Source organism: Dokdonella fugitiva (genome assembly GCF_004342425.1).
Classification (GTDB): Bacteria; Pseudomonadota; Gammaproteobacteria; order Xanthomonadales; family Rhodanobacteraceae; genus Dokdonella_A; species Dokdonella_A fugitiva.
Genome location: NZ_SLWQ01000006.1, coordinates 62211 through 76601 on the forward strand (window position 1 = coordinate 62211; position 14391 = coordinate 76601).

Annotated in this window: 9 protein-coding genes and 7 tRNA genes; 2 read left to right on the forward strand and 14 right to left on the reverse strand. The window is 66.8% G+C overall.

The annotated features are described in order from the left end of the window. Positions 1–92: 92 nt before the first annotated feature. Together EV148_RS11625 and EV148_RS11630 are read left to right on the forward strand one after the other, a co-directional pair. Positions 93–935: a tetratricopeptide repeat protein gene (locus EV148_RS11625; RefSeq protein WP_131998347.1), complete on the forward strand. Its 843-nt coding sequence runs from the start codon at positions 93–95 to the stop codon at positions 933–935. Positions 936–1023: 88 nt separating this feature from the next. Continuing rightward, the gene (locus EV148_RS11630) at positions 1024–3249 is read left to right on the forward strand and encodes a M14 family zinc carboxypeptidase (protein ID WP_158287441.1); all 2226 of its coding nucleotides are present in this window, start codon (positions 1024–1026) and stop codon (positions 3247–3249) included. Positions 3250–3605: 356 nt separating this feature from the next. Here EV148_RS11630 and EV148_RS11635 read toward each other — a convergent pair whose 3' ends face one another. From EV148_RS11635 to EV148_RS11700, 14 genes are all read right to left on the reverse strand, one after another. After that, positions 3606–5540: a SurA N-terminal domain-containing protein gene (locus EV148_RS11635; RefSeq protein ID WP_158287442.1), complete on the reverse strand. Its 1935-nt coding sequence runs from the start codon at positions 5538–5540 to the stop codon at positions 3606–3608. Between the two features lie 226 nt (positions 5541–5766). Further along, positions 5767–5841, reverse strand: a tRNA-Val gene (locus EV148_RS11640). Positions 5842–5887: 46 nt separating this feature from the next. Next, the gene (locus EV148_RS11645) at positions 5888–6175 is read right to left on the reverse strand and encodes an HU family DNA-binding protein (protein ID WP_277871153.1); all 288 of its coding nucleotides are present in this window, start codon (positions 6173–6175) and stop codon (positions 5888–5890) included. 263 nt (positions 6176–6438) lie between these two features. Continuing rightward, positions 6439–8898 carry an endopeptidase La gene (gene lon, locus EV148_RS11650; protein WP_131998359.1) on the reverse strand — a complete coding sequence of 820 codons (2460 nt, stop codon included), beginning with the start codon at positions 8896–8898 and terminating at the stop codon, positions 6439–6441. A gap of 144 nt (positions 8899–9042) precedes the next feature. Continuing rightward, positions 9043–9657, reverse strand: a complete 615-nt coding sequence (locus EV148_RS11655) for a DUF4410 domain-containing protein (RefSeq protein ID WP_158287443.1) — start codon at positions 9655–9657, stop codon at positions 9043–9045. 58 nt (positions 9658–9715) lie between these two features. Next, complete coding sequence (gene clpX / locus EV148_RS11660) at positions 9716–10993, reverse strand: ATP-dependent Clp protease ATP-binding subunit ClpX (protein WP_131998365.1); 1278 nt, start codon at positions 10991–10993, stop codon at positions 9716–9718. Positions 10994–11108: 115 nt separating this feature from the next. After that, positions 11109–11747, reverse strand: a complete 639-nt coding sequence (gene clpP / locus EV148_RS11665) for an ATP-dependent Clp endopeptidase proteolytic subunit ClpP (RefSeq protein ID WP_131998368.1) — start codon at positions 11745–11747, stop codon at positions 11109–11111. A 25-nt stretch (positions 11748–11772) separates the two neighbouring features. Beyond that, on the reverse strand, positions 11773–13050 hold the full coding sequence (tig, locus tag EV148_RS11670; protein ID WP_131998371.1) for a trigger factor: 1278 nt from the start codon (positions 13048–13050) through the stop codon (positions 11773–11775). Between the two features lie 233 nt (positions 13051–13283). Further along, a tRNA-Leu gene (locus tag EV148_RS11675) sits at positions 13284–13368 on the reverse strand. A 67-nt stretch (positions 13369–13435) separates the two neighbouring features. After that, a tRNA-Lys gene (locus tag EV148_RS11680) sits at positions 13436–13511 on the reverse strand. Between the two features lie 27 nt (positions 13512–13538). Continuing rightward, positions 13539–13615, reverse strand: a tRNA-His gene (locus EV148_RS11685). An 85-nt stretch (positions 13616–13700) separates the two neighbouring features. After that, a tRNA-Arg gene (locus tag EV148_RS11690) sits at positions 13701–13777 on the reverse strand. Between the two features lie 69 nt (positions 13778–13846). Then, a tRNA-Pro gene (locus tag EV148_RS11695) sits at positions 13847–13923 on the reverse strand. A gap of 163 nt (positions 13924–14086) precedes the next feature. Next, a tRNA-Arg gene (locus tag EV148_RS11700) sits at positions 14087–14163 on the reverse strand. Positions 14164–14391: the final 228 nt, after the last annotated feature.

Below are 14391 nucleotides of genomic sequence, written 5' to 3' on the forward strand. Positions count from 1 at the left end.
CGAAGTGTAGCGGCTTGCCGCAGGGCGGCGTGACGCAGGGCGTTCAGGCACGGCAGACTTCCATGCGCATGGCTTGCCCCGAGGACACTCCGATGGCGAAGAAAGGCTGGGCCGCGTTCCCGCATCCGGACAAGGCGTTCGACTATGCCGGCGACAGGCTCGCCAAGGCGTGGAAGGGTCTCCACGCGGGTGATCAGGAGCCGTTCCCGGACGAGAAGCACGTTGCCGCGTTGCTGAAGAAGCAACCCGGGCTCGGCAAGGATGCCGGCGCGCTCGCGGCCGCGCTGCAGGATGCGTGGCGCGCCTTCCATCGCGGCGACTTCCAGCAGGCGTACGAGGCCGGCGTCGCGTTGAAGGCGCTCGGCGCCTCGGTCGCGATCAAGGCCGGCGGCATCCACGCGACCTACCTGCTCGATGACGACAAGGCAAAGACCGCGCGCTACGAGGAGCTCATCGCCCTCGCCGACGCGGCGGTCGCCGCCCTGCCCGACGAAGCGAACAGCCACTACCGGCGCGCCTTCGCAATCGGCCGCCTGAGCCAGACGATCTCGATCACCAAGGCGCTCGCCCAGGGCCTTGCGGGCAAGGTGCGCGAGTCGCTCGATGCGGCGCTGGAACTCGCGCCCAGTCACGCCGAAGCGGAAACTGCGCTCGGTCTCTACCACGCCGAGATCGTCGGCAAGGTCGGCGGCATGCTGGCCAAGCTCACCTACGGCGCGAGCGCGGGCGAAGCCGAGAAGCACCTGAAGCAGGCGCTGAAGCTCACGCCGGCCGCGCCGATCGCCTGGATCGAATACGGCAACGGGCTGCTCCTGCTGCACGGCGACAAGCGCGAGGAGGAGGTCGCCGAGGCTTGGGACAAGGCCGCGAAGCTGAAGCCGCGCGATGCGATGGAGGCACTCGACGCGGCGTGGGCGCGCGAGCAGCTCGAGTAGCGCGGCGCCCGTCACGAGAACGCCGCGTTGCGGCGTGGCCACCGGCGGCCGTCCTGCTAGCATCGATGGATTGCCCCGGGGACCATCCATGCGCAAGACCCTGCTGTCGCTGGCGATCGTTGCTGCCGCCTTGCCCGCCGCCCACGCCGACGAATGGTTCGTCGAAGCACACTATCCCGACCATGACGCACTGGTGCGGGGCGCGTCACTGTTCCAGCACGTGATCGTCGATACCGAACGCCAGGTGCTGCGCGTGGACACCGACGACGAAGGCATCCGCCAGCTCGAAGACGCCGGCCTCTCGGTGTCGATCGATGCGGCGGACACCGCGCGCCTGCGCGGCTTCTACGCGACGATGCAGCAGGCGGTCGAGTCACGGGCGCCCCAGCTCACCGATGACGGCTACCCGGGCATTCCCGGCTATCCCTGCTACCGCACCGTCGAGGGCACCTACCAGACCATGGACGATCTCGCCGCCGTGCACGGCGATCTCGTCGAAGTGCATTCGATCGGGCCGAGTTGGCAGAAGACGCAGAATTCCGCCACCGGATACGAGATGCGCGCGTTGCGCGTGACGAATCTCGCCACCGCCGCGACCGATCCGGATCGCCCGAAGATGGTCGTGTTCGGTTCGATCCACGCGCGTGAATACACTCCGGCCGAACTCCTGACGCGCATGGCCGAATGGCTCGTCAGCGCTTACGGCAATGACCCCGAAGCGACCTGGCTGGTCGACCATGTCGACTTCCGCTTCGTACTGCAGGCCAATCCGGATGGGCGCAAGAAGGCCGAAACAGGACTCTCGTGGCGCAAGAATGCCGATACAGCCAACGGCAATTGCGCCAGGAATGCGAATAGTTCGGGCATCGATCTCAACCGCAACTTCCCGTTCCATTGGCATACCACGGGTGAAAGCGGCTCCAGCAGCGACACGTGCGACGAAGACTACCGCGGCCCCACGGCGGCATCGGAACCGGAAACACGGAATCTCGTCGCCTACGTCGCAGGTTCGCCCGGAACGGATGGCGTCTACAGCGGCGGGTTGCTTCCCGATCGCCGCCCGGACAACGTGAGCATCGCTTCGCCCGACGACTACGCGGGCCTGTTCTTCGACATCCACAGCTACTCGAAGCTCGTGCTGTGGCCATGGGGCGACACGACCAACGCCGCGCCAAACCGAACGCCGCTGCAGACGTTCGGTCGACGCCTCGCGTGGTTCAACGGCTACACGCCCGAACAGTCCGATTCGTTGTACCCGACCGACGGCGCGACCGACGACAACTTCTACGGCACGCTCGGCGTGCCTGCGTACACGATCGAACTCGGCGTGCAGTTCTTCGAGTCGTGCAGCACGTTCACGTCCACCACCTACCCGAAGAACTTCGCAGCGCTTCGTTACGCCGCGCGTGCCGCCGCCGCGCCGTACCGGTTGCCGGGCGGCCCCGACGCCTACGGCATCACGGCCACCGCGGTGGCCAGCGGAGCCGGCGGGATGTACACGACGGTTTCAGCGACCATCGACGACCAGCGCTACAAGGCCAACACGCAGACGTCTTTCCCGATCCGCGCCGCGAATGCCTACGTCGACCGCCTGCCATGGGAACCCGGCGCCACGCCGATCGGGCTGTCCGCCGTCGACGGCACGTTCGACGCGAAGGCCGAAACCGTGCGTGGCGACATCACGCTGAATGGCCTCGCGCCCGGGCGGCACATCATCTACGTGCAAGGCATCAACACCCTCGGCGGCGGCAACGGCACGCCCGGCACGCCGAATGCGGTGTTCGTCGACGTGCCGGATGCGCCACAGATGGTCACGGCCACGCCGCTGGTCGTCGGCGATGGCGCGATCGATCCGTCGTCGCCGCAGTCGGTCGCAGCGGGGACGATCCTCTCGTTCACCGTGACCCCCGGCACCGGCCAGCACGTGGAGAGCATCGGCGGCTGCCCGGGCACGTACGTCGCCCCCGTGTTCGCGGCCGGCCCGCTGCTGTCGAGCTGCACGCTGACCGCGACCTTCGCACCGGATCAGTTCGCGATTGGCGGCACCATCGCCGGCCTTGCCGCGGACGGCCTCGCCTTGTCGCTCAACGGCGAATCGCCCTTGTCCGTACCGGCCGGCGCGACGAGCTTCGCATTCACGGGCACGCTGCCGTACGGGGCGCCCTACGACGTGGCAATCGAGACGCAACCGCCGGGTTTCGCCTGCACGATCGTGAACGGCAGCGGCATCATCGATGCCGAAGTCACCGACATCGCGGTGGCCTGCGGGCCGGACGCGAGCGACGTGATCTTCCGCGACGACTTCGAGTCCTGATCCGGTTCGCAATGCGAAAAAGCCGCGCAGATGCGCGACTTTTCATTCTTCGGGCCGCCGCGGCGTCCGATCAAGTGACGCGAGACTTCGTTTGCCCGTCAGCACGGAGAGCGTGATCCGGCATTCAGTCCCGGGACCAGGTAACGCTCATGGGTGGGACCCGCCGCTGCGCAGGCGGCCGTCATTCCCGAGTAGGCGGAATCCATCGTGTGATGGGTCGAAGACGCTGGGGTCCCGGCTTTCGCCGGGACGACGACGGGGGAATCTTCGACCGCGCGACACGCGCATCGCGACGCGCCGGGCGGGCGCGCGCTCCGCGCTCGACCCGCCCGGCGCACGAAGCCCTGCGCCCGCGGTTACGGCCCCTGGTCCTGCAGCTTGCTTTCGGAGATCGACACCTTGGTCGCCTTGCGCAGCGCTTCGACGAACTCGCGCGCCGCCGACATCGACGCCTGCTGCTGCAGCGTGTTGCGGGCCGCTTCGCGCGTCTTCGCGTCGAGCTTGGACGGATCACCGTCGGTGACCGCGGTCAGTTGCACGAGGGCATAGTTGTCGCCGCCGAGATCGACGAGGCGGTAACTCGGCTTGTCCTGCTCCGGGCGCGGCATCGAGAAGACCGCCGAGACGAGGCGGCTGTCCAGCGTGGCCGCGTCGCGACCGATGCCCTTCTGCTCTTCGACCTTGAGGTTGTCCGATGCCGCGAGCGTGTCGAGCGTCTTGTCCTTGCCGAGCTGCGCGTACAGCGCGTCGGCGCGGTCCTTCGCCTGCTTGCTCTCGCGCTCGGCGACGATGCGCGCACGCACGGTGTCGCGCACTTCGTCGAGCGGCTTCGGCGTCGCCGGCTTGTGCTCGGCGATGCGCACGATCGCGATGTGGTTGGGGCCGAGTTCGATCGGATCGGAATTGTTGTTCTGCACGAGCACGCCGTCGCTGAAGGCCGCCTTCGCGACCCCCGGGTTCGCGGCAATCCCCTGGCCGCCGGTGCGTGGGAACAGCTCGGTCTTCTGCACGGCCAGGCCGAGTTCCTTCGCCGCGGTCTCGAGCGTCGACGGATCCTGGTAGGTGAGCTCGGTGAGGCGACCGGCCTTGTCGGAATAGACGCGGTCGCGCTCGCCGTCGGCATATTCCTTGAGCAGCTCCGGCTTGACCTCGTCGAAACTGCGCGTCTTGCCCGGGCGGACGTCGCGCAGTTCGATGATGTGGTAACCCTCGCTGGTCAGCACCGGTTGCGACACCTCGCCCTTGCCGAGCGCGAACAGCGCGTTCTCGAACGCTTCCTCGGTCGTGCCGCGGTCGAGCCAGCCGAGATCGCCGCCCTGGTTCTTCGAACCGAGGTCGGCCGAATCCTGCTTGGCGAGCGTGGCGAAATCCTTGCCGGCCTTCAGCTGCTTCTCGATCTCTTCCGCCTTCGCGAGCGCGGCCTTCTGGTCCTCGGGCGCACCCTTGCCTCCGACCTTGACGAGGATGTGCGAGGCGAGGCGCTGTTCCGCCGTGACGTAGCGCGACTTCGCCTTCTCGTAGCGCTCCTGCAGCACGCTGTCGTCCGGCATCTGGTCGATCTCGAGCTTGGAGGCATCGAGTTCGACGTATTCGAGCGCGACGCGTTCCGGCACCATGAACTCGGCCTGGTGCTGCTTGTACCAGGCTTCGATTTCCTCGTCCTTGACTTCGCCCTGCTCCGCCGCCGGCTTGTCGAGCCTGGCATAGCGGAAATCACGGCGCTGGTCGCGCAGGCGCAGGTAGGCATCGACTTCGGCATCGGTCGCGATCGTGGTCGCGACGACCTGCGACGGCAGCAACGTGCGCCCGATGTCCTTGCGCATGTCGTCCTCGAACGACTGCGGGCTCATGCCGTTGGCCTGCAGCACCTGCCGGTACTGCTCCTTGTCGAACACGCCCTCGTTCTGGAACGCGGGTATTTTCTGGATCTCGTCGCGCAGGCGCTGAACCGGTACGACCAGGCCGAGTTCGTCGTTGGTCTCGAGCAGGACGCGTTCGTTGACGAGGTCGTCGAGCACGCGGCGCTTGAACTCCGGCGTCTGGAACATCGACGCGTTCACGCTGGCGCCGAACTGCTGGCGCATGCGTTGCAGCTCGGCCTGCACCGCGCGGTTGTAACGCTGGGTGAATTCCTGCTCGCTGATGGCGCTCCCGCCCACCTTGGCGACGTTCGTGTTCGTGTTCGCGACGAAGTACGACTCGATGCCGAAGAACGAGAAGCCGATGACGATCACCCCGAGGACGATCTTCACGAACAAGCTGGATTTCTTTCCGCGCAGGAGCTGCAGCATGGATTGGGAACCTGTCTGGTGGAGACGGTCGGCGCGACGGCCGGACCGGAAAGACGATTTTACGCGGTCACGCCCGCCGCGCGGGACTTTCCCGAACAAGGCGACGGCGCCCGAGGGCGCCGTCGCTGGCATTGCGGGATCGCTGCCGGACGCCTGCCGCCCGCGGGATCGGGCGCGCACTCCCCGTGCGCCGAGCGTGCCGGTCGCGATCCACCGCGACCGAAGCTGGTGGGTGCTGAGGGTTTCGAACCCCCGACCCTCGCCTTGTAAGGGCGACGCTCTACCGCTGAGCTAAGCACCCGTGTCGCGACGGGCACGGCGGTACGCCGCGCCCGCGTATTCGTGCCTCAGTTCAGCGCGTCCTTGAGGGCCTTGCCGGCCTTGAACGCGGGAACCTTGGACGCCTTGATCTTGATCGCCTCGTTCGTGCGCGGGTTGCGACCCGTGCGCGCGGCGCGCTTGCGCACCACGAACGTACCGAAACCGACGAGCGAGATCGACTCGCCGGCCTTGAGGGTCTTCTTCACCACCTTGAACATCGCCTCGATGGCGCGCTCGGCGTCGGCCTTGGTCAGTTCGGAGGCATCCGCGATCGCGGCGACAAATTCGGCTTTATTCATGTAGGACTCCCGCACGGGGCGTGCACCCCGCAGAATTTGATCGAGTCGAAACGCGCATGGGCGGAGGTGATGCACCTCGGGTCAGCGCGTCTCGGTACCCCGCAATCGCCCGGACGGCTGCGTCACCTGGATCGCGGCGCGCTCTTTATACCAGCGCCCCCATGGCCACGCAACACGACGTGTCGCACGGATTTGCAGGAATTTCGCGCATTTGCGCCCATTTTGCACGCATGCGGCGACCGCGGCGGCGACCGGTCGCCGCCGCGGCCATGCACGCTTCAGTGGGGGCGTACGCCCGCCTCGGCCGGATGCTCGTCGCGCGTGCGTGGCGCGTCGCCGTCGCCCTTCGATGCGGGCGCGAGTGGCCGCTCGAGCGCGATGTCGAGTACCTCGTCGATCCAGCGCACCGGATGGATCTGCAGCGATTGCGTCACGTTCTTCGGGATGTCGACGAGATCCTTGCGGTTCTCTTCCGGAATGATCACCGTAGTGATTCCGCCACGATGCGCCGCGAGCAGCTTCTCCTTGAGGCCGCCGATCGGCAGCACGCGTCCGCGCAGGGTGATTTCGCCGGTCATCGCGACCTCCGAACGCACCGGCACCTTGGTCAGCGCCGACACGAGGGCGGTGCACATCGCGATACCCGCGCTCGGGCCATCCTTGGGCGTCGCGCCTTCGGGCACGTGCACATGGATGTCGAGCTTCTGGTGGAACTCCGCGTCGACGCCGAGGCGATCGACGCGCGCGCGCACGACGCTGAGCGCCGCCTGGATCGACTCCTGCATCACGTCGCCGAGCTGGCCGGTGTGGATGAGCTTGCCCTTGCCCGGTACGATCGTCGCCTCGATGCTGAGCAGATCGCCGCCCACTTCGGTCCAGGCGAGGCCCGTCACGAGGCCGACTTCGTTCTGCTGCTCGGCGCGACCGTAGGTGAACTTGCGCACGCCGAGGTAGTCGTCGAGGTTCTTCGCGGTCACGCTGACCTTGCCGCGCTTGCGCTCGCCGCCCTTCTTGGCCGCCTTCGCCGCAGCGAGACTGAGTTCCTTGACCACCTTGCGGCAGATCTTGGAGATCTCGCGGTCGAGGCTGCGCACGCCGGACTCGCGCGTGTAGTAGCGCACGACGTCGCGCAGCGCGTCCTCGGATACCGACAGCTCCGCCGCCTTGAGGCCATTCGCCTTGAGCTGCTTCGGCACGAGGTAGCGCTGGGCGATGTTGAGCTTTTCCTCCTCGGTGTAACCGGGGATGCGGATGATCTCCATGCGGTCGGCGAGCGCCGGCGGGATGTTGAGCGAGTTCGCCGTGGCGATCCACATGACCTCGGACAGGTCGACGTCGACCTCGAGGTAGTGGTCGTTGAACGTGTGGTTCTGTTCCGGATCGAGCACTTCGAGCAGCGCCGCGGACGGGTCGCCACGGAAGTCCATCGACATCTTGTCGATCTCGTCGAGCACGAACAGCGGGTTCTTGGTGCCGGCCTTGGTCAGGTTCTGGATGATCCTGCCCGGCATCGAACCGATGTACGTGCGCCGATGGCCACGGATCTCCGCCTCGTCACGCACGCCGCCGAGCGACATGCGGATGAACTTGCGGTTGGTCGCCTTGGCGATCGACTGGCCGAGCGAGGTCTTGCCGACGCCGGGCGGGCCGACGAGGCAGAGGATCGGACCCTTCATCTTGTGCACGCGCTGCTGCACGGCGAGGTACTCGAGGATGCGTTCCTTGACTTTCTCGAGGCCGAAATGGTCTGCGTCGAGCACGTGCTGCGCGCGCTCGAGGTCGCGGCGCACCTTGGTCTTCTTCTTCCAGGGCACGCCGAGCAGGCTGTCGATGTAGTTGCGCACGACAGTCGCCTCGGCCGACATCGGCGACATCTGCTTGAGCTTGTTGAGCTCGGCGCGCGCCTTCGCCTCGATCGGCTTGGGCATGCCGGCGGCGCCGATCTTGCGCGCGAGTTCCTCCAGTTCGTTCGGCGCATCCTCGATGTCGCCGAGCTCCTTCTGGATCGCCTTCATCTGCTCGTTGAGGTAGTACTCGCGCTGGCTCTTCTCCATCTGCGACTTGACGCGGCCGCGGATGCGCTTCTCGATCTGCTGGACGTCGATTTCGCCGTCGACGAGGCCGACGAGGAGTTCCTGCCGGTCGGCGACGTCGACCGTCTCGAGCACGCGCTGCTTCTCGGCGACGCGCACCGCGATGTGCGCCGCGATCGTGTCGGCGAGGCGCGACGGGTCGTCGATGCCGGCGAGCGTGGACATGAGTTCGGGCGGGATCTTGCGCGACAGCTTCACGAGCTGCTCGAACAGGCTGACCAGCTGGCGGCCGATCACTTCGATCTCGCGTTCACCGCGCGTGTAGTTCGGCTCGAGCACGCGCGCATGCGCGACCATGAGCCCGTCGCGCTCGCCGAACGCGGCGATCTCGGCGCGATCGGTACCCTCGACGAGCACCTTGATCGTGCCGTCCGGCAACTTCAGCAGTTGCAGCACCGTGGCTATGGTGCCGATCGTGTAGAGGTCGCCGACGGCGGGCTCGTCCACGTCCGGGCTTCGTTGCGCGACGAGCAGGATCTTCTTGTCGTCGGCCATCGCGCTCTCGAGCGCGCGCACCGACTTCTCGCGGCCGACGAACAGCGGGATCACCATGTGCGGGAACACGACCACGTCGCGCAGCGGCAGGACCGGTAGCTCGATCGGGTCGTGGGGGGGCGTGGGAAGCTTGTTCGGCTTGTCGGTCATCGGGCTCTGGATAAACGGTGGCGAAACGGGTCGCGCGGATATGCGAACGGCAGCGTGGACCCACGCTGCCGTATCGTCAAGTGAGGATTCGTCGCGGCGTTTGCAAGCATTCGGCGCGCCGCCACGGCCCCCGCCCGGATCCGCTCAGAACTGCTTCAGCAGGTTGGCCACATCACCGCCGATCTGACGGATCGTGCGCGCCATGAGTTCCTCGTAACTGCCGCCGAAACCGCCGAAGCCGGAGCGCCGCTGCTGGGTGAAGGAAAGCAGCACGTCGCCGGACGCACCGTCGACGAGTTCGCAGCGAACCTCGACGCGAACCGCGCCCGCGCCGAAGCCGCCCCAGTAGCGTTTCGCGCGCGAACCCGGGTCGAGCAGCAGCACCTTGCCGCGCAGGCGCAGCACGCGGGCGGCCGGGGCCGCGGTTTCGATCACCTCCACCGGCTTGGCCGGTGCTTCGCGCAGGCCTTCGGCGAATACCGTGGTGAACCGCCCGAGCATGGCCTTGACGGGCTCGTAGGTGTTCTCGTCGGCGGGCGGCAGCGCGACGCCGTCGGTGGCGAGCGGCTCGACTTCGACACGATCGTAGTCGGACAGGATGAACGTGCGGGCGATCTCGACCACGTCGATGTCCGGCCCCCAGTCCTCGTAGCGGCCCGGCGCGGTCGGCGCCGCGGCATGCTTCGCCTGTACCGGCGCGACGACGCCCGCGAGCATCAACGAAGACAGCAGCACGCCTGCAACGAATCGCATCTTCATCGGCATTCCCCTTGGATTGGACGCAGGCGGCCGCGGCGCGCCTGGCGCCGCGCCGGCCTCACTCGGAGGCGGCGCGGTTCTGCATGTTGCCGCGGTAGATCAGGTACGGCTCGGCCTGGCCGTTGATGACGGCTTCGTCGACGACGACCTTGCTCACGTGCTCGAGCGACGGCAGGTTGAACATCGTGTCGAGCAGCACCTGCTCGAGGATCGTGCGCAGGCCACGCGCGCCGGTCTTGCGCCGGATCGCCTTGCGCGCGATCGCGGTCAGCGCATCGGGACGGAACTCGAGTTCGACGCCTTCCATCTCGAACAGCTTCTTGAACTGCTTGGTGATCGCGTTCTTCGGTTCGGTGAGGATCTTGACCAGCGCCGTCTCGTCGAGCTCCTCCAGCGTCGCGACCACCGGCAGGCGGCCGACGAACTCGGGGATGAGGCCGAACTTGATCAGGTCTTCGGGCTGCACGTCGGCGAGCAGCTTGCCCGTCTCCGCCTGGCGATCCTTGCTGCGCACCTCGGCGTTGAAGCCGATGCCGGTCGCTTCCGAACGCTGCAGGATGATCTTCTCCAGGCCCGCGAACGCACCGCCGACGATGAACAGGATGTTCTTGGTGTCGACCTGCAGGAATTCCTGCTGCGGATGCTTGCGGCCGCCCTGCGGCGGCACCGAGGCGACCGTGCCTTCGATGAGCTTGAGCAGCGCCTGCTGCACGCCCTCGCCGGAGACGTCGCGCGTGATCGACGGGTTCTCGCTCTTGCGCGAGATCTTGTCGATCTCGTCGATGTAGACGATGCCGCTCTGCGCCTTCTCGACGTCGTAGTCGCACTTCTGCAGCAGCTTCTGGATGATGTTCTCGACGTCCTCGCCGACGTAGCCGGCTTCGGTCAGCGTCGTCGCGTCGGCGATCGTGAACGGCACGTTGAGCAGGCGCGCCAGCGTGTCCGCCAGCAGCGTCTTGCCCGAGCCGGTCGGACCGACGAGCAGGATGTTCGACTTGGCCAGTTCGACGTCGTCGTTGCGGCTGCGCGTCTCGAGCCGCTTGTAGTGGTTGTACACCGCGACGGCGAGCACCTTCTTCGCGCGCGCCTGGCCGATCACGTACTGGTCGAGGACGTCGAGGATCTCGGCCGGCTTGGGCAGGTCGCTGCGCGCGCTGGCCGCCTTCTCCTCGAGCTCCTCGCGGATGATGTCGTTGCACAGCTCCACGCATTCATCGCAGATGAACACGGACGGGCCCGCGATGAGCTTGCGGACCTCGTGCTGGCTCTTGCCGCAGAACGAGCAGTAGAGGATCTTGCCGTTGTCGCCCGATCGGCTTTGCCGGTCGTCAGTCATGCTCCGCCTCGGAGTGTCGCCGCATTTGCCGGCGCAGGATAGCACAGCGCGACCGGACCCTCGGTCCGGCCGCGATTGATGTAAAAAAGCGTGAAGGGACGCCGATCCTGCGCGATCAGGCCGGCGTCACCGGCGCTTCGCCGGGCCGGCGGTCGAGCACCGCGTCGATCAGGCCGTACGCCTTGGCGTCCTCGCCGCTCATGAAGCGGTCGCGCTCCATGTCGCGCTCGATCTGCTCGAGCGGCTGGCCGGTGTGCTTGACGTAGATCTGGTTCAGGCGCCCGCGCAGGTACAGGATCTCGCGCGCCTGGATTTCGATGTCCGTCGCCTGGCCCTGCGCGCCGCCGGAGGGCTGGTGGATCATCACGCGCGAGTTCGGCAGCGCGTAGCGCTTGCCCTTGGCGCCCGCGGTCAGCAGCAGCGACGCCGCGCTGCAGGCCTGGCCGACGCACATCGTGCTGACGTCGCAGCGGATGTACTGCATCGTGTCGTAGATGGCGAGGCCCGCCGTCACGACGCCGCCGGGGCTGTTGATGTACAGGTTGATGTCCTTGTCGGGATTCTCCGACTCGAGGAACAGCAACTGCGCGACCACCACGTTCGCCATGTAGTCGTCGATCGGGCCGACCACGAACACGACGCGCTCCTTCAGGAGGCGCGAGTAGATGTCGTACGCGCGCTCGCCACGCGACGTCTGCTCGACCACCATCGGGACGAGGTTGAGGCCGGTGGCGGGGGTGATCAGGCTGGACATGGCATTCTCCCGGCGCCGTGCGCGCTCAGGCGCCCGGTCGCATGACGTCGTTGAAACTCAACTGCTGTTCGCTGCACTTGGCATGGTCGGCGAGCCATTCGACGACCTGGTCCTCGATCACGCGGTTCTGCAACGCGCTCATCAATTGGGGATCGCGCGAGTAGAGTTCAACGACCTGCTCGGGTTCCTCGTAGGTCGAGGCGATCGTCGCCAGCGCTTCGCTGACGCGACGCGAATCGAGGCGGATGTCGTTCTGGCGCGCGAGTTCGCCGATGAGCAGGCCGGCGCTGACGCGACGGCGCGCGGTCGGCAGGAACTGCGCGACCGCGTCGGGGCTCTGCAGGCCGGCCTGGCGCGCGAGCTGGCGCGCTTCGTTCTCGACCATGCCCTGCGGCACTTCGAGCTCCGGATGCGCCTCGACGAGCTTCTCCAGCGCGCCGGCCTTGAGGCGACCCATCAGCACGCCCTTGAGTTCGCGCTCGAGGTTCGCGCGCACGTCCTCGCGGAAGCGCTCGAGGCCGCCCTCCTTGACGCCGAAGCTCGCCGCGAACGCCTCGTCGACGACCGGCAGCTGCGCTTCCTGCACGCGCACGAGCTTGACGCTCACGTCGACCGACTTGCCGGCGAGCGCGGGCGTGCGCACGGCGGCCGGGAAATCGACATGGGTGGTGAATTCGTCGCCGGCCTTGTGGCCGGCCAGCTTGTCCTCGAGTTCCTTCGAGTACGCCCCCGAGCCGAGCACGGCGCCGACGCGATCGGTGCCGGCTTCCGGATGGCGGAAGCCCTCGCCCTGGGCGGAGAACTCGAACAGCACCATGTCGCCGTCCTTCGCCGCGCGCTCGACCGCGTGCCAGCTGCGGCGCTGCAGACGCAGCGTCTCGATCATCTGGTCGATGTCGGCGTCGGTCACGCTCGCGACCGGCTTGACGATCTCGAGCCCGCTGACGTCGAGATTGCCGATCTCCGGCAGCACTTCGAACGTCGCGGTGTACTCGATCTCGCCGTTCTCCGGGCGGCCCGTGGTCGCGATCGACGGCTGCACGGCCGGGCGCAGCTTCTCCTGCGTGACCGCTTCCTGGAAGCTGGACCCGATCATTTCCGACAGGGCTTCGTTGCGGATCTGGTTGCCGAAGCGCTGCTCGATCACCTTGGCCGGCACCTTGCCCGGGCGGAAGCCCTTGAGGCGCGCGCTGCGACCCATCTCCTGGATGCGCGAGCGGACGGTGTCCTCGAGGCGCTGGGCGGGGAGGCGGACCGTGAGCTTGCGGCCGAGCGAACCGACGTTTTCGATCGAGACTTGCATGGTGTTCCTCAGGATCAGTATGCAGTTGGCAGGGCCGCGCGTCCGGTCGCGGCCTGCTGAAAAACGGTCGCGGCCCCGCCGCGCCACGTTTTTCGCATCACGCGCCGCGCGCCCGATGCGTCGGCACGTCCTGTGCCGTCGTTGCGTTTCCCCGCCGGGCCACGGACGTCATGAAACGCCGCGATCCGGGTCACCCCAGGCGGTCGTTGCGACAGGCTCGTTGCGGAGGGAAGTGGTGCGAAAGGAGAGACTCGAACTCTCACGGGTTGCCCCGCCAGAACCTAAATCTGGTGCGTCTACCAGTTTCGCCACTTTCGCCCGGACCGGCCTGCCGCCCGCGCGAAGGCTCTTCCGGGGAGCCGGCGCGCTCGCGCCAGGGGAAAATTGGTGGGCCGTCTAGGACTCGAACCTAGGACCAAGAGATTAAGAGTCTCCTGCTCTACCAACTGAGCTAACGGCCCGCATGACTTCTAGATTGTAACGAAAGTTGGGGTGGACGATGGGACTCGAACCCACGACAACCGGAATCACAATCCGGTACTCTAACCAACTGAGCTACGCCCACCACTGAAGCTGTGCACACCGGCTGGTCACCGCCGCGCAACACCTCGTTGCAGGCTTTCCATCCCACCGTCGTACCGCACGGCGGGTGGCACGCCCGACAGGACTCGAACCTGCAACCGTCGGCTTAGAAGGCCGATGCTCTATCCGGTTGAGCTACGGGCGCATCGACAGCCGCATTGTCGCAAGTCCCGGCGCCAGACGCTGCGCCGATCCCGCCTGCTCCGCGAGCGGATGGTCGGGGTAGAGGGATTCGAACCCCCGACATCCTGCTCCCAAAGCAGGCGCGCTACCAGACTGCGCTATACCCCGTTCAGTCCGTTCCCGCGCCGTGCCGGCCGCGAAAAAACGATCGACGATGGTACGAAGCAGCGTCCTTCGCGTCAAATCGGAAACCTCGACGCCGTCCTGCGCGACGCGGCCCCCGGATTCCTGCAGAAACAAAAAGGGTGCCGAAGCACCCTTCGCGTACAAGTGGCGCGCCCGGAGAGATTCGAACTCCCGACCACCAAGTTCGTAGCCTGGTGCTCTATCCAGCTGAGCTACGGGCGCGTTGCAACCTGTTCCCCGTCGCCGAACGACGGTCGCCTAGCATAACACCTCGGCGAACCGTTTTCGAAACAGCGTCGGAAGGCGCGCGATTATTCTGATCGCGACGCCGGGCGTCAACCTTTTTCTGCAACATTCGTTGCGATTGGCGAGAGTTTGCGCAGAAGCTGTTCATTCCCTGCGCAACGGAACGCGCGGTCGCCCACCGGGTGGGCTCCTGCAACGGAACCG